Consider the following 19,662-nt stretch of genomic DNA (forward strand, 5'->3'; position numbering starts at 1 on the left):
GGCCCGATTAACGGACTCAGCCCTTGCCAAACCCACCCGGCGTCGGTGTCGTCAGGATGACGGCCTCGCCGGCCTCAAGCACCGTCTGATCACAGGCCTTCAACGTCTCGACGCGACCGTCCTTGCGACGCACCTTGGTCGAGCCGACCTCACCATCACCACCACCGTCCAGCCCTTGTGGCGGGCGGTTGCGATGCGAGGACAGGATCGCGCATTCCATCTTTTCGAGGAAGCGGATGGTGCGTTTGGTGCCGTCGCCGGCATTCCATTTGCCCTTGCCGCCGGAGCCTTCGCGGATGTGGAAATCCTCCAGCACCACGGGAAAGCGCAGTTCCAGCACTTCCGGGTCGGTGAGCCGTGAATTGGTCATGTGGGTGTGGACGCCGGAGGTGCCGGCAAAGCCGCGGCCGGAGTTCATCTGACCGGCCGGCGAGCCGGAGCAGATCGTCTCGTAATACTGGTACTGCTTGTTGCCGAAGGTCAAATTGTTCATCGTGCCCTGCGCATTGGCCATCGCGCCCATGGCGCCGAACAGCGCGTTGGTGACATGCTGCGAGGTCTCGACATTGCCGGCGACGACAGCGGCGGGGTAGGCGGGCTTCAGCATGCAGCCATCGGGAATGATGATGTTGATCGGCCTGAGGCACCCCGCATTCATCGGGATCATGTCCTCGACCATGACACGGAAGGCATAAAGCACCGCCGCACGGGCGACAGGCTCGGGTGCGTTGAAGTTGTTCTTCATGACCGGTGACGTGCCGGTGAAGTCGACCGTTGCCTCGCGTTTTTGCCGGTCGACCGATATCTTCACCTTGATGATCTGGCCGGTGTCGGTCGGGTATTCGTATCGCGACGTGCCGGGCAGCCGTTCCAGCACGCGGCGCACGCTTTCGGCGGCGTTGTCCTGGACATGACCCATATAGGCCTCGACGACATCGAGGCCGAAATGCGCGACCATCTTGCGCAGTTCGGCGACGCCTTTCTCGTTGGCGGCGATCTGCGCCTTGAGGTCGGCTATGTTCTGGTGCGGGTTGCGGGCCGGATAGCGGTGGTCGGTGAGCAGCGTCTGCAATTCCGTCTCGCGGAACTTTCCGCGGTCGACGATGCGGAAATTGTCGAACAAGACGCCTTCCTCGTCGACCGTGGTGGCGAGCGGCGTCATCGATCCGGGCGCTGTGCCGCCGATATCGGCGTGGTGGCCGCGCGAGGCAACGTAGAAGAGGATTTCCTCCCCCCTTGAGGGGGAGGTGCCGCCGAAGGCGGCGGAGGGGGTCGCCGAGGCAGTGCTCGACGTTCTTGCGGTGCCTTCTGAGAGGACCCCACCCGGCCGCTGCGCGGCCACCCTCCCCTCAAGGGGTAGGGAAAATACCGGCGTCACCACGGTGATGTCAGGCAGATGCGTGCCGCCATTGTAAGGGGCGTTCAAGGCAAAGACGTCGCCGGGGTGGATGTCGCCGGAGTTCAGCCGGATGATGGTCTCGACCGAACGATCCATCGAGCCGAGGTGCACCGGCATGTGCGGCGCGTTGGCGACCAGCGCACCGGTGTGGTCGAAGACGGCGCAGGAAAAATCCAGCCTTTCCTTGATGTTGACGGAGTAGGCGGTGTTCTGCAGCGTGACCCCCATCTGCTCGGCGATCGACATGAAGAGGTTGTTGAAGACCTCCAGCATCACCGGGTCGGCTTCAGTGCCGAGCGCTGCCTGACGGCGCTTTCTTTCGATGCGGCGCAACAGCACATGGTTCCTGGCGGTGATCTCGGCCTGCCAGCCCGGCTCGATGACGATGGTCTGGTTCGGCTCGATGATCAGAGCGGGACCGGCAATCCTGTTGCCCGGCTTCAGCGCCTCGCGGCGGAAAATGCCGGATGGACGCCATTCTCCCTCGGTGAAGATTTCGCGGCTCTGCGAAGGGCTTAAGGCGAGATCCTCGGTTTCTGAATCACTTTCGTCGCGGCCTCCGCCGCCGGTGTCGGTGCCCTCGACGCCGACTGTCTCGACGATCATCGGCTTGTCGTCATAGACGAAACCGAATTGCGCCTTGTGGGCGATCTCGAAGTCGCGCTTCGCCTGGAAAATCGAGTCACTTTCGAAATTCACCGGCAGCGTCGTGTCGGTGCCGTCGTAGCGAATGTGCAGCACCGGCCTGGCGGCAACCGCGTTCTCGGCGATGCCTTGCGCAGCGAGTTCGGCAATGACGGTGTTTCTCAAATTGGCAATGAGGCTACCAATCTCGGTTCGGGACTCCTCCGCAAGCGGCTTGAGCAGCGCCTGCTGGCGCGAGGCAAAGACGGACGCCAGGCCGATGCCATAGGCCGAAAGCAGGCCGGAGAAGGGGTGGATCAGCACCGCCTCCATGCCGAGCGCGTCGGCAACCAGGCATGCGTGCTGGCCGCCGGCGCCGCCAAAGCAGTTGAGCAGATATTCGGTGACATCGTAGCCGCGCTGCACCGAGATCTTCTTGATGGCGTTGGCCATGTTCTCGACGGCGATGGTGATGAAGCCTTCCGCGACCGCCTCCGGCGAGCGGCCGTCACCGATCTCGGCGGCAAGTGCGCTGAATTTCGCGCGCACGGCCTCGACGTCGAGCGGCTGGTCCTGGCCGGGGCCGAAGATCGCCGGGAAGAAATCGGGCTGCAGCTTGCCCAGCATGACGTTGGCGTCGGTGACGGCGAGCGGCCCGCCACGCCGGTAGGCGGCGGGGCCGGGATTGGCGCCGGCTGAGTCCGGGCCGGCACGAAAGCGGCCGGCCTCGTAATGCAGGATCGAACCGCCGCCGGCGGCGACGGTGTGGATGCGCATCATCGGGGCGCGGACCCGCACGCCGGCGACTTCGGTGTCGAAGGCGCGTTCATACTCGCCATCATAGTGGGCGACATCGGTTGATGTGCCGCCCATATCGAAGCCGATGACCTTGTCGAAACCGGCGGATTTCGCTGTCTCGACCATGCCGACGACGCCGCCGGCCGGACCCGACAGCAGCGCGTCCTTGCCCTGGAACATGTTTGCGGCGGTGAGACCGCCAGAGGACATCATGAACATCAGGCGGGGGGATTGGTCAGTCTCTCCCGCCGCACCCAGTTCTCCCGCCACCTTCTGGACATACCTCGACAGGATGGGCGACAGATAGGCGTCGACCACGGTTGTGTCGCCGCGGCCCACCAGCTTGATCAGCGGCGAAACCTCGTGGCTGACCGAGACCTGGCTGAAACCAAGCTTGCGGCAGACTTTTGCCACCGCCTTCTCGTGATCGGGATATTTCCAGGCATGCATGAAGACGATGGCTACGGCATCGATGCCGTCGGCCCTGGCCTGTTCGATCGCCGGCCGGCAAGCGGCGATGTCGAGCAGCCGTTCGACGCAGCCATCGGCCAGCACGCGCTCGTTGATCTCGATGACGCGCTCATAAAGCTGTTCGGGAAGGATGATCTCCTTGGCGAAGATGTCCGGGCGCGCCTGGTAGGCGATCCTGAGCGCATCGCGAAACCCCTTGGTGATGAGCAGGAGCACGCGGTCGCCCTTGCGCTCCAGAAGCGCATTGGTAGCCACCGTGGTGCCCATCTTGATGTCGCCGATCCGGCCGGGCGGAACCGCGGCGCCAGGTTCAAGCCCGAGCAGGTCACGGATGCCCTGGATGGCGGCATCGGCATAGGCTTCCGGATTCTCCGAAAGGAGCTTGCGCGGATGCAGCCCCCCTTGCGGATCTCGGCCGACGACATCGGTGAATGTGCCGCCGCGGTCGATCCAGAAGTCCCATTTCGCGGCCATGGCGGCTGTCTCCGGCATTTTTCGTTTCCAGCTTTGTTGTTAATGCGCCATGGCATCGGCGGCAACGCATCCCGTTGATGTTACACGCGGAAACGCAACGTTACGAAACTCATGGCGATGTGATGCATTTTCCCTTCGACCGTTCACTGCAACGTGAACGTGTGTTGAAGGAGAGATGTTATGAAAAAGCTCATTCTTGCGTCCGTGTCCGCGCTTGCCCTGCTGGGCGTCGCGGCCTGCAGCGACAGCGGCACAGGCACAGACAACACCACCACGCAGAGCACCAATCCGCCGGCCTCCGAGCCGATGAAGCCCGCGGCCCCGGCCGATAATTCGACCAAGCCTGCCGAACCGGCTCCGGCAACGCCTGCTCCTGCGCCCGCGCAGTAGCTTGTAAGCAGTAAGTGTCTTGGGAGAAAAGGCCGGCGTCATGCCGGCCTTTTCTCGTGGAGTCGATCGTCGAAACCGACGAGGCGCCTCTCTTCACGGACCTCGGACAGTGGCCGTTATTGGCTTGATAGCGGGGACCGGTTGGCTCTATGAAGCTGGCCATGTCGATTTGGGACCGCCTTGGCGAATTCATAACACGGGTTTCGTCTTCGACGACGTCGGGCGTCGCCGACGTCGTCGAGGCCGTGCGCACGGTGTTCTCCGGCGACGCGGACCTGCGCCGCCGCGTCGCCTTCTCGGTGGCCATGATTGCGCTTTCGGCCAAGATGGCCAAGGCCGACGGCATCGTCACCCAGGACGAGGTGCGCGCTTTCCAGGAAATCTTCGAAGTGCCGCCGAAGGAGACGCGCAATGTGGCGCGGCTGTTCGATCTGGCGCAGCGCGACGTGGCCGGATTCGAGACCTATGCCGAACGGATGGCGCAGATGTGCGGCTCTGGGCATTCCAACTGCGTGATGCTGGAAGACATACTCGACGGCCTGTTCCACATCGCCAAGGCCGACGGCTTGGTGCATGAGCATGAAGGCACCTTCCTGCATCGGATCGCGGAGATTTTCCGCATCGACGAGGCACATTACGAGGCCATCCTGGCGCGGCACGTCAATCTTGGCGCTGGCGACCCCTATGTCGTGCTCGGCATCGAGCGCGGCAAGCCGTTCGAGGAGGTCAGGAAGCGGTACCGCAAGCTGGTTTCCGACAATCATCCGGACCGGCTGATCGCGCGCGGCCTGCCGCAGGAATTCATCAAGATCGCGACGACCAGGGTCGCGGCGATCAACGCCGCCTATGAGATGATCGAGCGAGGCCTGCGGCACGTATGAGCGGCTTCCTGCCCGACGAGCCGCGCGCCGAGGTCAGGGTGTCGCCGAATTTCGGGCCAAGGCGCGACACGCTGAAACCCGACATGATCGTGCTGCACTATACCGGCATGGCGACGGGTGCCGGGGCGGAGGCGTGGCTGTGCGACCCGGAGAGCGAAGTCTCGTCGCATTATCTCGTGCATGAGAATGGCCATATCGTGCAGATGGTCAGGGAAAGCGACCGCGCCTGGCACGCCGGCAAGAGTTCCTGGTTCGGACGCAGCGACATCAACTCCTGTTCGATCGGCATCGAGATCGTCAATCCGGGACATTCGCTGGGTTATCGCGGATTTCCCCGGCGCCAGATCGATGCGGTGATCGGCCTGTGCAAAGGCATTGCCGCGCGGCATGCGATCCCAGCCACGCGGGTGCTGGCGCACTCGGACGTGGCGCCCGGGCGCAAAGTCGATCCAGGCGAGAAGTTTCCGTGGGGCGCGCTGTTCGAGGCCGGCGTCGGCCATCTCGTACCGGCCGCGCCGGTGAGGCGAGGGGCCACATTGGGACCCGGTGCCCGCGGCGCCGATGTCGAGGCGCTGCAGTCGATGCTGGCGCTTTATGGCTATGGCGTCGAGATATCGGGCGTTTTCGATCATCAGACACGGATTGTCGTCGAGGCTTTCCAACGGCATTTCCGACCACGCCTGGTTGACGGGCTGGCCGACGGCTCGACGATGCGTACGCTGCAAAAACTGCTTGCCTCCATGAGCCGCTGACCCAGGGTCAAGGCCCTGCCCAAGTAATCCTTTGCGCCTTTCAGGTTACAAGCTGTCACTTAAAGTGACTTGCCCCGCCTTCATTGGCGCCAATTCGGACTTCAAAGGGCAATTCGTACAGTTTGTCGGGCGTCTATCCCCCCGGATGTTCCGATATTAATCAAGGCGTGCCACGCGATGATCTTCGCGTGGTCCAAACAGAACAGGATCACATGCAGAAATTGACCGTTGTAACGGCAGCTCTTGCTGCCGGCGTAATGACTTTTGCCTTTGGTGCGGCCAATGCCGCGCCGTTAAGCCCACGGGCCGATCAAGGGCTCATAGTGGCAACCGCCAAAGGCAAGGCCATTTCGGCCAAAAGCAGCAGGAGTGTGAAGACGGCGAAGAAGCAGGCTTCCGCTAAAGTGGAAAAGGCAAGTTGGACCAAGGCGAAGAAATCCACCGCCAAAAAGCACACCAAGCGCGGCCGCAAGACCGTCGACATGACAACAACGGCATCGATCGGCCTCGGGAATGCAGCCGCGTCGATGGCAGCGGTGACCAGCAGCGGCCAGTATTCCGCGATCGTCACCCGCTATGCGGCGAGCTACGGCGTCCCGGTGTCGCTGGCTAATGCCGTCATCAAGATCGAGAGCAATTATCGGCCGAACATGGTCGGCGGTGCCGGCGAGATCGGCCTGATGCAGATCAAGCCGGCGACGGCGCGGATGATGGGCTACAACGGTTCGGCCAAGGGCCTCTTCGATCCCGACACCAACATCAAATACGGCATGAAGTATCTCGCCATGGCGCGGGATCTCGGCGGTGGCACGACCTGCGGCACGATCCTGAAATACAATGCCGGCCATGGCGCGACACGGATGAACCCCGTTTCGGCCGCCTATTGCAGCAAGGTCAAGGTGCAGTTGGCTGCTGTTGGTGCGCCTGCCTGAGAAGATCTGGCGTGAGAGAGCTGGCCGCAACCGGCTTTTTCGGTTGCGTTTTCTGGGCTGAACCCCTTTATACGCCTTGCCAGCTGGCCGGGCGGCCGCACTCGCAAACGCCGAAAGGCCGCGGGTGAGGAAAGTCCGGGCTCCATGGAGACACGGTGCCGGTTAATGGCCGGCGGGGGCGACCCCAGGGAAAGTGCCACAGAAAGCAAACCGCCACGGTTTCACCGTGGTAAGGGTGAAAGGGTGGGGTAAGAGCCCACCGCGCGACTGGCAACAGGAGCGGCACGGTAAACCCCACCGGGAGCAAGACCGAATAGGGGCGGTGCGAGGGGAAACCCTCGAGGGCTGTTTCCGGCTCACCGTCCGGGTAGGTTGCGTGAGGCGCATGGCAACATGCGCCCAAGATGAATGGCCGCCACGTTCTCGTCCCGCAAGGGGCGAGGGCCATACAAAACCCGGCTTACAGGCCGGCTGGCAGTTTTCCTTCGAAAGAAAGCGCTTGAGATCAGCAGGTTGCGCCCTCTAGCGCGCCTGCCGATTCAAGTCGGTGCGGCTTTCGCCGGCTGGATCGACACCAGGCCATTGCTTGAAGCTGGTACGATTAAATCGTACCATGGGATCGACGCAAGGCATCGGGAGCCTATCATGGGACATGTCGATAAACGCAGCATCACGCTGTCGCCGGAACTGGCGCAAGCGGTGGACGATGTGGTTGCCGCCGGCGAATATGCTTCGGCGAGCGAAGTGATCCGCGATGCGCTGCGGCAATGGAAGGACCGCCGCGATCTGCTCGGCTATACGGTCGAGGAACTGCGCAAGCTGGTGCAGGAAGGGATCGACAGCGGGCCTGGTCGATTTGCATCAAGGGATGAAATCAAAGCCGAGGCGCGCAAGTACAGGCTGTCCGATGCCCCTGAGAGCGGGAGGATAGTGGATGGGCCTTTATTTATGGAGCGCTTGCGGGCCAAATATGTTGCTGCGTCCGATGTAGGCGACTTTCAGAAATGAGACATAGCTGTCGCTTCAGAGGTTGGTGCTGCCCCTCATCCCCCTGCCGGGACCTTCTCCCCGTATAGTGACGGGGAAAAAGGGGGCTTTTTTCTGCAGTTTGGAAAACTGGCCAAACCGTCAAAGACAGCGCCTTTCTCCCCGTTCTCCACGGGGAGAAATGTCCGGCAGGACATTGAGGGGCGGCGCTGATGCCGGTCAATCTCGAGGATATCACAGCCAGGTTTCAGCCGCTGATCCCGTCCAGCGACGTTTCGATCGCCTTCCAAAGCTCTTCCACCGGTTCACAGCCGACCGAGAGGCGAACGAAGCCGGGCGGCACCGCGTCGCCTCGCTTCAAACGCCGCTCGGCCGAGGTGTGTACGCCGCCGAAGGATGTCGCTGCCTGCATCAGGTCGCAATTGTTGATGAAATCCTCGGCCCTCTGTTCCGAGGCGAGCTCGAACGAGATGAGAAAGCCGAAGCGCTCCATCTGGGCGCAGGCAAGATTATGCGACGGATCGCTCTCCAGTCCGGGAAAGCGCAGGCCGCTGATCGCCCGGTGGCCCTGCAGTCGCCGCGCGATCACCTCCGCGGAGGTGCACATGCGGTCGAAGCGCACATCGAGTGTCTCCAGGCCACGGTGCACCAGCCAGGCTTCGAACGGTCCGGGAATGCTGCCTGAAATTTCGCGCCAGCCGGTCACGGCGGCGATGATGTCGGCGTTGCGGCTGGCGACGTGGCCGAACAGCACGTCGGAATGGCCGTTCGGCGCCTTGGTGTCGGCGGCGACGACGATATCGGCGCCGTGGTCGAGCGGGCGCTGGCCGAACGGCGTCATCGTCGTGTTGTCGATCGCCAGCAGCGCACCTGCTTTGTGAACCGCCGCGGCAACGGCCGCTATGTCGCAGATATCCAGTCCCGGATTGGCCGGGGTTTCGACGAAAGCAAGCCGGTAGCCATCGAAGCCGCCATCGAGGAACGTCGAGGTCGGGCGGACATCGTAGCTGACGCCGAAAGGCTTCAGGAAACGATCGGCCAGTGCCCTTGTCGTGTGATAGCCGTCCGACGGCAGCAGGATACGGTCGCCAGTCTTGAGCAGTCCGAAGAACACGGCCGAGATCGCGCCCATTCCGGAAGGGAAGGCCATGCTGGCGCGTCTTCCAGATGCGCCAGCATGTGTTCGACCGCGTCCCAGGTCGGATTGCTGAAGCGGCCATATTGATCGTAGCCGGTGGCATCGCCAGGCGCATGGTAGATCGCGGCCATGGTCAGCGGCAGCGGGATCGGGTCGCCTTTGGCAAGTCCGCTGTTGCGCAGATGGGGAAGTGCTGCAGCGCGTGTGTTCGCTGATTCAGGCATCGATTCTCAAACCCTCCTGGTGACCGGTCGGACGCGAGCAAACGCTATGCCCGGCAACGCGCCCCAGCAAGCCGCCTCCGGTTGGGCCAAGCGCTCTAAACGCTTCGTTAGGCTTAATGATCCATAAAGACGAGACGTGCCGGAACGGCTGCCCTCATCGGTCGCGATGCGCGTGTTTGTGAAGCCTATTCCCGTTGACGCCCATAGTGCCCCATGATATCCCATTTCGATACTCAAGCCTTCGTTCCGCGTCAGGGTAAAGCGTACGCCAATCGGGCAGCCGCGGCGGCTGCGCGTTTGCCGGTTTTTGCCCGCGTAAACGAGGTGGGTGCGAGGCAGGGAACGCGCTGCGGCGGCGCGTGCGACACGATAAAGAGGGGTGCGGCGGCGCAAGCGGCTGTAACGCGTGATGGACCGGTTTCTGTCGAACACGGTGAGCAGGATCGATGCGAAGGGACGGGTGTCCGTTCCGGCGCATTTCCGCGCCGTCGTGCAGAAGCGCGGCTATTCGGAACTCTACGCGCTGCGTTGCCTGGATCTGCCGGCGATGGATGTCGGTGGGCTCGACCTGCTCGATCGGTACGAGCAGCGCATCGCGCTCGAGGATCCCTTCCTGCAGACGGCGGACGACATGTCCTTCTTCTGCCATGGCGATGGCGCATTCCTGAAACTCGACCAGGATGGCCGCATCACCATGACCGATTTCATTCGCGAGCACACCGGCATCTCGGCGGAGGTGACTTTTGTCGGCCGCGGCAATTTCTTTCAGATCTGGGAGCCGGGACGGCTTGCGGCCTATGGCGCGCAGGCGCGGGCCCGGCTTTTGCAGCTTCGGCAGGGGACGAAGCCTGGGGAGCGGCCGGAATGACGGCGGGCCACGGCGATGACATCCACGCCGTTGGCGGACCGGCCCGCCACATTCCGGTCCTCCTTGGCGAAGTGCTCGAGGCACTGGCGCCGGGGCAGGGCGACACCATCATCGACGGCACGTTCGGCGCCGGCGGCTACACCAAAGCCATCCTGGCGACGGGGGCCTCGGTGGTGGCCATCGACCGCGACCCGGACGCGATCGCTGCCGGACGCGATCTCGAGGCACAGTCGGGCGGCAGGCTGAGGCTGGTGCAAGCGCCGTTCTCGACGCTGGACGAATATGCCGCAGGCGTCGACGGCGTCGTGCTCGACATCGGCGTGTCCTCGATGCAGCTCGACCAAGCCGAGCGCGGCTTCTCATTCCGCAATGACGGGCCGCTCGACATGCGCATGGCGCGGGCGGGCCTCAGCGCCGCCAATGTCGTCAACAGCTTCAAGCCGGGCGACCTTGCCCGCATTTTCGGCTTTCTCGGCGAGGAGCGTCACGCCGGGCGTATCGCCCGCATGATCGAGGCGCGCCGCGAAAAGCGGCCATTCGAGCGCACGCTGGAACTCGCCGACGCCATCGAGACGCATATCGGCCGCGCGCCGAAGGACAAGGTCCATCCGGCCACCCGCGTCTTCCAGGCGCTGCGCATCTTCGTCAATGACGAGCTTGGCGAGTTGGCCAAAGCGTTGTTCGCCGCCGAACGCGTGCTGAAGCCGGGCGGACGCCTCGTCGTGGTGACGTTCCATTCGCTGGAAGACCGTATCGTCAAGCGCTTCATAGCCGACCGCGCCGATGCCGCGAGCGGTTCGCGCCACTTGCCCGAGGCGCAGGCGCGCAGCGCCACCTTCCGCAAGGATGGCGGCGGCGTGACGCCTGGTGACGCCGAGATCGCGGCCAATCCACGCGCCCGCTCGGCGAGGCTGCGCGCCGCGATCCGCACCGAGGCGCCGGCGCGCCCCTACGATTTTTCGATTTTCGGCCTTCCAAAGCTTCCCGGTGTCGATCGTCCGGGGGAGAGGTAAGCACGTGTTCCGTACCAGCGACATTGTCCTGATCGCCGTCATGGTTTCGGCGGCGGCCCTGACCTACAAGATCAAGCGCGAGGCCGAGGACCAACTGGCGGCGGTGCAGAAAATCCATACCCAGATACGCTACGAGGAGGAGACGATCGACCTGCTCAAGGCCGACTGGAGCCTGCTCACCCAGCCGTCTCGGCTGCAGAAGCTCGCCGAACTCTACAAGGCGCAGCTCGCGCTCGAGCCGGTCAGCGCGCGCCAGATCGTGGGCCTGAGCGACTTGCCGGCCAAGGCCCTGGACATCCAGGACATACTGAACGGCCGCCAGGGCGGCATGGCCGACAATTCCGACAAGGCGCCCCCTGGCGACAAGGATCCCGTCGTGACCGGAGGCATCGCCCAATGATCGGCAAACTGCTGAAGCGCCGGGCCAGGACGGTCGAGGACGGGTCCATCGTCGTCGATGGCGCCCGCAAGGCGACCGGCGGCAAGGGCAAGGCGCGTATTGTGATGACGATGGCGGTGTTCTTCGGCATCTTCTCGGTCATTTCGGGGCGGCTGGTCTATCTCGGCTTCCAGACGCCCGACCTGTCGGGCGGCCCGCAGAGCCGGGTCACCGCCTCGCGGCCCGACATTGTCGACCGCAATGGCGAAGTGCTGGCGACCGACATCAAGACGGCGTCGCTGTTCGCAGAGCCGCGCCGCATCGTCGATGCCGACGAGGCGATCGAGAAGCTGTCGACCGTGCTGCCCGAGATCGACTATGAGCAGACCTACCACAAGCTCAAGAGCGGCGCCGGCTTCGTCTGGCTGCAGCGCCAGCTGACGCCCAAGCAGCAGGCCGACATCATGCAGCTCGGCATTCCCGGCTTCGGCTTCCGCACAGAGAAGCGCCGCTTTTATCCGAGCGGCGAGACCTCGTCCTACATTGTGGGCCTGACCAATATCGACAACCAGGGCATCTCCGGCATGGAGAAATATATCGACGAGCAGGGCCTGAGCGACCTGCAGGCGTCGGGCTTGGCGGTGGCCAAGGATCTCAAGCCGGTCAAGCTTTCGATCGATCTGCGCATCCAGCATGTGGTGCGCGACGAGATCGCCGCTGGCCTGGAACGCTATCGCGCCCTGGGCGCCGGCGCCGTCGTGCTCAACGTCAAGACCGGCGAAGTGGTGGCCATGGCCTCGGTGCCGGATTTCGATCCGAACAATCCCTACAATGCACAGGAAAAGGACCGGCTGAACCGGATGTCGGCGGGCCTCTATGAAATGGGCTCGACCTTCAAGAGCTTCACCTCGGCCATGGCGCTCGATTCCGGCAAGGCGACGATGGCGAGCCGCTTCGACGCTTCGCATCCAATCCGGGTCGGGCATCAGGCCATTCACGATTTCCACGGCAAGAACCGTGTGCTGTCGTTGCCGGAGGTGTTCCTCTATTCGTCCAACATCGGGTCGGCCCGAGAGGCCGAACTGGTCGGTATCGCGGGGCACCGGGAATTCCTGCATCGTCTTGGCATCCTGGACAAGATGCAGACCGAACTGCCGGAAGTCGCCCGCCCGACGGAACCGAAGGTCTGGAAACAGGTCAATTCGTTCACCATCGCCTTTGGCCATGGCGTGTCGACGACACCGCTGCAGGCGGCTGTCGGCTGCGCGGCGCTGATGAATGGCGGCTACTTGATGGAACCGACGTTCCTGGTCCGCAGCGAGCAGGAAGCGATGGCGACGGCCAAGAAAGTGGTTAGCGACAAAACCGTCGAAGGCATGCGCTACCTCTATACGCTCAACGCCGAGAAGGGCTCGGCCAGAAACGCCAGGGTCCCCGGCTACCGCGTCGGCGGCAAGACCGGAACGGCCGAGAAGGTGATCAACGGCCGCTATTCTAAGGATTTGAATTTCAACACCTTCGTCGCAGCCTTCCCGATGGACGATCCGCAATACCTGGTGTTTACGATTGCCGATGCCCCGCACCCCGAAAAGCCCGGGATGACCGACGTCGCGGCCGCGAATGCTGGGGTTATAGCCGGCAATATCATCAGGCGTTCAGCGGCCATGCTTGGCGTGAAGCCAGATTTCAGCCATGAAAATGGTGCAACGCTGGTGTCCTATCAGTGATTCTTGGGGCGCGCCGGTAACTGCGCGCTATTTTGTTGCGGTGAACGGAACTCGATGAAGCTCAGAGATCTAGACGGTATCCTGCCAGTCGAAGGAACAGCTTCCGCCGATCTGGAGGTTACCGGCATCTCGTCGGATTCCCGGCAGGTTAAACCCGGCGTCATCTTCTTCGCGCTTGCGGGAAGCAAAGCCGACGGCTCGGCCTATGCCGCCGATGCCGCCAGGCGCGGTGCCGTGGCGATCGTAACAGCCAAGGGCACCGCCGTTGGCGGGCATCCGATTCCAGTGCTGGCGGTCGACGATCCGCGCCTGGCGCTGGCGCTGGGAGCCGCCCGCTTTTTCGGCAAGCAGCCACAAACCATGGTCGCGGTGACAGGCACCAGCGGCAAGACGTCGGTCGCCGCCTTCACGAGGCAGATCTGGGAGCAGGCCGGCTACGCCGCCGCCTCGATCGGCACGACCGGCGTGGTGGCGCCGGGCCGCAACGAATATGGTTCGCTGACCACGCCCGATCCGGTCGCTCTGCACCAGTTGCTCAAGGAATTGGCCGACGCCGGCGTTACCCACGCCTCGATGGAGGCTTCCAGCCACGGGCTCGACCAGCGCCGCCTCGACGGCGTCAAGCTCGCGGCCGGCGGCTTCACCAATCTTGGCCGCGACCACATGGATTACCATCCAACGGTCGAGGATTATCACCGCGCCAAACTGCGCCTGTTCGACACGCTGCTGCCGAAGGGCGCGCCGGCGGTCATCTTTGCCGACGATCCGTGGTCGGCGCCGACAATCCAGGCCGCGCGGGCCGCCGGGCTCGAGGTGCTGACCGTTGGCCGCCATGGCGATTTCCTTAGGCTGAAACGGGTCGAGCATGAGCGTCATCGCCAGCGCGCCGAGGTCGAGGCCAACGGTGTGCTTTATGAAATCGACCTGCCGCTGGCCGGCGATTTCCAGATTTCGAACGCGCTTGTGTCCGCGGGGCTTGCCATTTCCACGGGAATACCAACTGCCAAGGCTTTGATGTCGTTGGAGAAATTGAAGGGCGCGCCGGGCCGGCTCGACCTCGTCGGGACCACCGCCAATGGCGCGCCCGTTTATGTCGATTATGCCCACAAGCCCGATGCGCTGGAAAACGTGCTGACCTCGGTGCGGCCGTTCACCACGGGCCGCGTCATGGTCGTGTTCGGCTGCGGCGGCGACCGCGACCGGGGAAAAAGGCCGATCATGGGCGAGATCGCGACCCGGCTCGCCGATGTCGTCATCGTCACCGACGACAATCCGCGTTCGGAAGTGCCCGAGACGATCCGCGCCGCCATCTTGGCTGCGGCGCCTGGAGCCATCGAGATCGGCGACCGGCGCAAGGCGATCCACGATGCGGTCGCCATGCTTCATGCCGGCGACACGCTGATCGTGGCCGGCAAGGGCCACGAGGAGGGCCAGACGATCGGCTCCGAGACGCTGCATTTCTCCGATCATGAGGAAGTTCGCGCCGCGCTGCGGGAGCGTGCCGCATGACCCTCTTGTGGACTTCCGAAGCGCTGGTTACCGCCATGGACGGGCGGCCGCTCGGTCCGATGCCGGAAGGCATATCGGGCATTTCGATCGACAGCCGCAGCCTGCAGCCCGGCGATGCCTTCTTCGCCATCAAGGGCGAGGCAATGGACGGGCACGACTTCGCCACCGCTGCAATCAAGGCCGGCGCCGGCGTATTGGTGGTGGCGGAAGGCAAGCTGCCGTCGCTCGGCCGGCTGACGGCGCCGATTGTCGTCGTCGAGGACGTGCTGGTCGCATTGGAAAAACTCGGTGTCGCCGCACGAGCCCGTTCGCAGGCAAAAATCATCGCGGTGACCGGTTCGGCCGGCAAGACCACCACCAAGGAGGCTCTGCGCCACGTGCTGTCGGCGGTGGGCAAGGTGCATGCCTCGGCGCAGTCCTTCAACAACCATTGGGGCGTGCCGCTGACCTTGGCGCGCATGCCCATGGATTGCGATTACGCCGTGTTCGAGATCGGCATGAACCATCCCGACGAGATCCGGCCGCTGGTCAAAATGGTGCGGCCGCATGTCGCCATCGTCACCATGATCGCGGCGGCGCATCTCGGCTTCTTCCGCAACCTCGACGAGATCGCCAAGGCCAAGGCCGAGATTTTCGAGGGCATCGAACCCGATGGCGCGGCCATCCTCAACCGCGACGATGCGCGCTTCAAGCTTCTGGACAAGATGGCGCATGCCGCTGGTGTCGAGCATGTCTACGGTTTCGGCGAGAATACGCGCTCGACCTTCAAGCTCACCAAGTGCGAACTCCACGCCGACCATTCCGACATCGCCGCCAGGATCGGCGGTCATGATATGATCGCCCGTATCGGCGCGCCCGGCCGTCATATGGTGCAGAACGTGCTGGCCGTGCTGGGCGCGGCGCATCTGGTCAGCGCTGACCTCGACAAAGTGGTGCTGGCGCTGGCCGATCTCTCCGCCGAGCGCGGGCGCGGCAAGCGCCACGTGCTGCGCCATCCCGGTGGCCCGATCACGCTGATCGACGAGAGCTACAATGCCAATCCGGCATCGATGGCCGCCGCGATGGCGTTGCTCAACACGACGCCGGTGGCGGGCGAGGGTCGTCGCATTGCCGTGCTCGGCGACATGCTGGAGCTCGGTGACCATTCGGCCAAGCTGCATGCCGCACTTGCCGACCTCATCGTCGGTGCCGGCACGCAGACCGTCTTTCTCGGTGGCCCGGAAATGAAAGCGCTGGCGGAAGCGCTTCCGGCCGAGATCCAGACGGAATACCGCGCCGGCGCCGCGGAGTTGAAGCCGGTGCTGCTTGCCGCGCTTAAGCCAGGCGACGTGGTGATGATCAAATCGTCGAAGGGCATCGGTTTCGCAAAACTGGTCGATGCGCTGCTGGGCAAATTCCCGGCGGAATCCACAACCAGCAAACAGACCTAGACCAAGTCGGGGGACGAAAGCGCATGTTCACACTGCTCGTCGATTTTGCGGACAAGATCTCGGTCTTCAATGTCTTCCGTTACATCACCTTCCGTACCGGCGGCGCGCTGATCACATCGGCGCTGATCGTCTTCATCTTCGGGCCGACGATCATCAATTCGCTCAGGCTGCGCCAGGGCAAGGGCCAGCCGATCCGCGCCGACGGGCCGCAGACGCATTTCAAGAAGGCCGGCACGCCGACCATGGGCGGCCTGATGATCCTGTCCGGCATCATCGGCTCGTCGCTGCTGTGGGCGAACCTGTCGAGCATCTATGTCTGGGTGGTGCTTTTGGTGACGCTCGGCTTCGGCTCGATCGGCTTCTACGACGACTATCTGAAGGTGACCAAGCAGTCCCATCTCGGCTTTTCCGGCAAGGCAAGGCTGGCGCTGGAATTCGTCATCGCCGGCATCGCCGCCTGGGCGATCATGCACAACGGCCAGGCACCGTTCTCGTCGTCGCTGACGTTCCCCTTCGCCAAGGAATTCATCATCAACCTCGGCTGGTTCTTCATTCCGTTCTCCTGCTTCGTCATCGTCGGCGCCGGCAACGCGGTGAACCTGACCGACGGCCTCGACGGACTTGCGATCGTGCCGATCATGATCGCGGCGGCGTCCTTCGGCGTCATTGCCTATCTCTCCGGCAACGCGGTGTTCGCCGAATATCTGCAGATCCATTTCGTGCCGGGCACCGGCGAACTGGCGGTCGTGCTTGGCGCCGTCATCGGCGCCGGCCTCGGCTTCCTCTGGTTCAACGCGCCGCCGGCGGCGATCTTCATGGGCGATACCGGCTCGCTGGCCATGGGTGGCCTGATCGGCACCGTCGCCGTCGCCACCAAGCACGAGATCGTGCTGGTCATCGTCGGCGGGCTGTTTGTCGTGGAAATCCTGTCGGTCATCATCCAGGTCGGCTACTTCAAGATGACCGGCAAGCGGGTGTTCCTGATGGCGCCGATCCACCATCACTTCGAAAAGCTCGGCTGGACCGAAAGCCAGGTGGTGATCCGCTTCTGGATCATCGCCGTCATCCTGGCCCTGGTCGGCCTCTCCACCCTCAAGCTCAGGTAGGAACCCCTTGATCCCCGCCGCATCTTTCGCAGGCAAGCGCGTTTCGCTCTTCGGGCTCGGTGGCTCGGGGATCGCGACCGCGCGGGCATTGATCGAGGGTGGCGCGGAGGTGCTGGCCTGGGACGACAATCCCGACAGTGTCGCCAAGGCGGCCGCCACCGGCATTGAAACCGCCGACCTGCGCGGCGCCGACTGGGCGAAATTCTCGGCCTTCGTGCTGTCGCCGGGCGTACCGCTGACACATCCCAAGCCGCATTGGACGGTGGAGCTGGCGCGCGGCGCCGGTGTCGAGGTGATCGGCGACATCGAACTGTTCTGCCGCGAACGCACGCTCAGTGCGCCGGCAGCTCCCTTCATCGGGATAACGGGCACCAACGGCAAGTCGACGACGACCGCACTGACGGCGCATATCCTCAAATCTGCGGGCCGCGACACGCAGATGGGCGGCAATATCGGCCGCGCGGTGATGACGCTCGATCCGCCGAAGCCCGATCGCCACTATGTCGTGGAATGCTCGTCCTACCAGATCGACCTTGCACCCTCGATTAACCCGACGGCCGGCATCCTGCTCAACCTGACGCCCGACCACCTCGACCGCCACGGCACCATGCAGCACTATGCCTCGATCAAGGAGCGGCTGGTAGCGGGCAGCGAGACGGCGATCATCGGCATCGACGATTCCTGGTGCGCGCAGATCGCCGAACGGCTGGAACGAGCAGGGCGGCAGGTCATCCGCATCTCCAAGCGGCTGCCTTTGACCGACGGCTATTTCGCCGACGGCAGCAATTTGATGGAAGCCGTGCACGGCCGCTACAGCCGGGTCGCCTTCCTCGAGGGCATCGGTTCGCTGCGCGGCCAGCACAATGCGCAGAACGCGCTTGCCGCGGTCGCTGCATGCCTGAGGGTCGGGCTGGAGCTTGGCGAGATCCAGTCGGGGCTGGAAAGCTTCCCAGGCCTCGCGCACCGCATGGAGCAGGTCGGCCGCAAGGACCATGTGCTGTTCATCAACGATTCCAAGGCGACCAATGCCGATGCGGCGGCGCCCGCCCTGTCGAGCTTCAGCCGCATCTACTGGATCGCCGGCGGACTGCCCAAGGAAGGCGGCATCGAGCCGCTGCGCGGCTTCTTCCCGCGCATCGCCAAGGCCTACCTGATCGGCGAGGCGGCGCCCGCCTTCTCGGCGACGCTGGGCGAGGCGGTGCCCTACGAGATATCGGGCACCCTGGCCGCGGCCGTCGAACACGCCGCGCATGATGCGGCCAGGGACGACGGCGGCGAGGCTGTGGTGCTGTTGTCGCCGGCCTGCGCCAGTTTCGACCAGTTCAAGAATTTCGAAGTCCGCGGCGAAGCCTTCAGGCAAGCTGCGAATGCTATCGAGGGCGTGAAACCCATCGGAGGGGCACGATAATGCAGAGCCGTCTCGACAAAAGCCCGGTTGCAACCTGGTGGTGGACGATCGATCGCTGGTTCCTGGCGGCATTCCTGTCGCTGATGGGGCTCGGCATCGTCTTGTCCTTCGCTGCCAGCCCGGCGGTGGCCGAACGCATCGGTCTCGACAGCTTCCACTTCGCCACCAGGCAGATCATCTTCACCGTGCCGGCGCTCGGCGTGATGCTGGCCGTCTCCTTCCTCGATTCCCGGCAGATCCGGCGCATGGCACTGATCATGCTGTGCCTGATGCTGGTGCTGATGGTGGCGGTGCTCTACATCGGCATCGAGGTGAAGGGCGCGCGGCGCTGGGTGTCGATTGCCGGCCTGTCGATCCAGCCGTCGGAATTCCTCAAGCCGGCCTTCGTCATCATGTGCGCCTGGCTGTTCGCCGAACACAAGCGCCAGCCCGACATTCCCGGCAATCTGTTCGCCATGCTGCTCCTGGTGCTGGTCGTGTCGCTGCTGGTGGCGCAGCCGGATCTCGGCCAGACCATGTTGACGACCGGCACCTGGGGCATCATGTTCTTCATGGCGGGATTGCCATGGCTGTGGATCATCGTGCTGGGCGCGGCTGGCGTTGGTGGCGTCTTCGCCGCCTATACGGTGTTCCCGCACGTTGCCTTGCGTATCGACAAGTTCCTCACCGGCGAAGGCGATACGTTCCAGGTCGACATGGGACGCGACGCCCTGATCAATGGCGGCTGGTTCGGTGTCGGGCCGGGCGAGGGCACCGTCAAGCGGGTCATTCCGGACAGCCATGCCGACTTCGTGTTTTCGGTCGCGGGCGAGGAATTCGGGCTGATCATGTGCTTCTTCATCATGTCGATCTTCGCCTTCATCGTGCTGCGCGGCCTCAACACGGCGCTCAAGGAACATGACGATTTCACCCGCTATGCGGTCGGCGGCCTGGTCACCGTGTTCGGCCTGCAGGCGGTCATCAACATGTGCGTCAACCTGCAGCTGGTGCCGGCCAAGGGCATGACATTGCCCTTCATCTCCTATGGCGGCTCCTCGCAGATCGCCATCGCCATTTCGATGGGCATGGTGCTGGCGCTGACGCGCAAGCGGCCGGAAAAGCGCAAGCAGATGGGCTTTACGCTGCCGCAGCGCGCCATGCCGGCGGAGTGAC

At 63.8% G+C, this 19,662-nt stretch carries 15 protein-coding genes, 1 other RNA gene and 1 pseudogene; 15 read left to right on the forward strand and 2 right to left on the reverse strand.

Features of this window, described 5'->3' with window-relative positions:
- Window positions 1-16: 16 nt before the first annotated feature.
- Entirely contained in the window at window positions 17-3,766 is a 3,750-nt protein-coding gene (locus FJ978_RS30300; protein WP_140576459.1) for a hydantoinase B/oxoprolinase family protein, read from the reverse strand.
- 180 nt (window positions 3,767-3,946) lie between these two features.
- Here FJ978_RS30300 and FJ978_RS30305 point away from each other — a divergent pair, with 180 nt between their 5' ends.
- The 6 genes from FJ978_RS30305 (at window position 3,947) to FJ978_RS30330 (ending at window position 7,729) form a co-directional block, all read left to right on the forward strand.
- Window positions 3,947-4,156 carry a hypothetical protein gene (locus tag FJ978_RS30305; RefSeq protein WP_013894655.1) on the forward strand — a complete coding sequence of 70 codons (210 nt, stop codon included), beginning with the start codon at window positions 3,947-3,949 and terminating at the stop codon, window positions 4,154-4,156.
- Between the two features lie 161 nt (window positions 4,157-4,317).
- Window positions 4,318-5,037, forward strand: coding sequence for a DnaJ family molecular chaperone (locus FJ978_RS30310; protein WP_023778030.1), 720 nt, complete (start codon window positions 4,318-4,320; stop codon window positions 5,035-5,037).
- Window positions 5,034-5,789 (forward strand): N-acetylmuramoyl-L-alanine amidase, encoded by a 756-nt coding sequence (locus FJ978_RS30315; RefSeq protein ID WP_013894657.1) that lies wholly within the window; start codon window positions 5,034-5,036, stop codon window positions 5,787-5,789. Before FJ978_RS30310 ends, FJ978_RS30315 begins: the two co-directional genes overlap by 4 nt.
- Window positions 5,790-6,001: 212 nt before the next feature.
- Window positions 6,002-6,721, forward strand: a complete 720-nt coding sequence (locus FJ978_RS30320) for a lytic transglycosylase domain-containing protein (RefSeq protein ID WP_140576461.1) — start codon at window positions 6,002-6,004, stop codon at window positions 6,719-6,721.
- Window positions 6,722-6,800: 79 nt separating this feature from the next.
- An RNA gene (rnpB, locus tag FJ978_RS30325) (RNase P RNA component class A) lies at window positions 6,801-7,200 on the forward strand.
- A gap of 166 nt (window positions 7,201-7,366) precedes the next feature.
- Window positions 7,367-7,729: a type II toxin-antitoxin system ParD family antitoxin gene (locus tag FJ978_RS30330; protein WP_246678231.1), complete on the forward strand. Its 363-nt coding sequence runs from the start codon at window positions 7,367-7,369 to the stop codon at window positions 7,727-7,729.
- 226 nt (window positions 7,730-7,955) lie between these two features.
- On the opposite strand, the pseudogene FJ978_RS30335 reads toward FJ978_RS30330, so the two are convergent.
- Window positions 7,956-9,070: pseudogene (locus FJ978_RS30335) on the reverse strand (cystathionine gamma-lyase).
- 409 nt (window positions 9,071-9,479) lie between these two features.
- Between FJ978_RS30335 and mraZ the strand changes: the two are divergent.
- The 9 genes from mraZ to ftsW are packed head-to-tail and all read left to right on the forward strand — an operon-like array spanning window position 9,480 to window position 19,661.
- On the forward strand, window positions 9,480-9,938 hold the full coding sequence (gene mraZ / locus FJ978_RS30340) for a division/cell wall cluster transcriptional repressor MraZ (protein WP_023765136.1): 459 nt from the start codon (window positions 9,480-9,482) through the stop codon (window positions 9,936-9,938).
- On the forward strand, window positions 9,935-10,951 hold the full coding sequence (gene rsmH / locus FJ978_RS30345; RefSeq protein ID WP_140576424.1) for a 16S rRNA (cytosine(1402)-N(4))-methyltransferase RsmH: 1,017 nt from the start codon (window positions 9,935-9,937) through the stop codon (window positions 10,949-10,951). Before mraZ ends, rsmH begins: the two co-directional genes overlap by 4 nt.
- Window positions 10,952-10,955: 4 nt before the next feature.
- Window positions 10,956-11,351, forward strand: coding sequence for a hypothetical protein (locus tag FJ978_RS30350; RefSeq protein ID WP_013894663.1), 396 nt, complete (start codon window positions 10,956-10,958; stop codon window positions 11,349-11,351).
- A complete protein-coding gene (locus tag FJ978_RS30355) occupies window positions 11,348-13,057 on the forward strand; it encodes a penicillin-binding protein 2 (protein WP_013894664.1) in 1,710 nt (569 codons plus the stop codon). The genes FJ978_RS30350 and FJ978_RS30355 overlap by 4 nt, the downstream gene beginning before the upstream one ends.
- Before the next feature lie 54 nt (window positions 13,058-13,111).
- Window positions 13,112-14,566, forward strand: a complete 1,455-nt coding sequence (locus FJ978_RS30360) for a UDP-N-acetylmuramoyl-L-alanyl-D-glutamate--2,6-diaminopimelate ligase (protein WP_140576426.1) — start codon at window positions 13,112-13,114, stop codon at window positions 14,564-14,566.
- Window positions 14,563-15,996, forward strand: coding sequence for a UDP-N-acetylmuramoylalanyl-D-glutamyl-2,6-diaminopimelate--D-alanyl-D-alanine ligase (locus tag FJ978_RS30365; protein WP_140576427.1), 1,434 nt, complete (start codon window positions 14,563-14,565; stop codon window positions 15,994-15,996). The genes FJ978_RS30360 and FJ978_RS30365 overlap by 4 nt, the downstream gene beginning before the upstream one ends.
- A gap of 23 nt (window positions 15,997-16,019) precedes the next feature.
- Entirely contained in the window at window positions 16,020-17,102 is a 1,083-nt protein-coding gene (gene mraY / locus FJ978_RS30370; RefSeq protein WP_013894667.1) for a phospho-N-acetylmuramoyl-pentapeptide-transferase, read from the forward strand.
- A 7-nt stretch (window positions 17,103-17,109) separates the two neighbouring features.
- Window positions 17,110-18,510, forward strand: a complete 1,401-nt coding sequence (gene murD / locus FJ978_RS30375; protein WP_140576429.1) for a UDP-N-acetylmuramoyl-L-alanine--D-glutamate ligase — start codon at window positions 17,110-17,112, stop codon at window positions 18,508-18,510.
- Complete coding sequence (gene ftsW / locus FJ978_RS30380; RefSeq protein ID WP_013894669.1) at window positions 18,510-19,661, forward strand: putative lipid II flippase FtsW; 1,152 nt, start codon at window positions 18,510-18,512, stop codon at window positions 19,659-19,661. Before murD ends, ftsW begins: the two co-directional genes overlap by 1 nt.
- The last annotated feature ends 1 nt before the right edge of the window (window position 19,662 follow it).

Source organism: Mesorhizobium sp. B1-1-7, from assembly GCF_006442705.1.
Taxonomy (GTDB): Bacteria; Pseudomonadota; Alphaproteobacteria; order Rhizobiales; family Rhizobiaceae; genus Mesorhizobium; species Mesorhizobium opportunistum.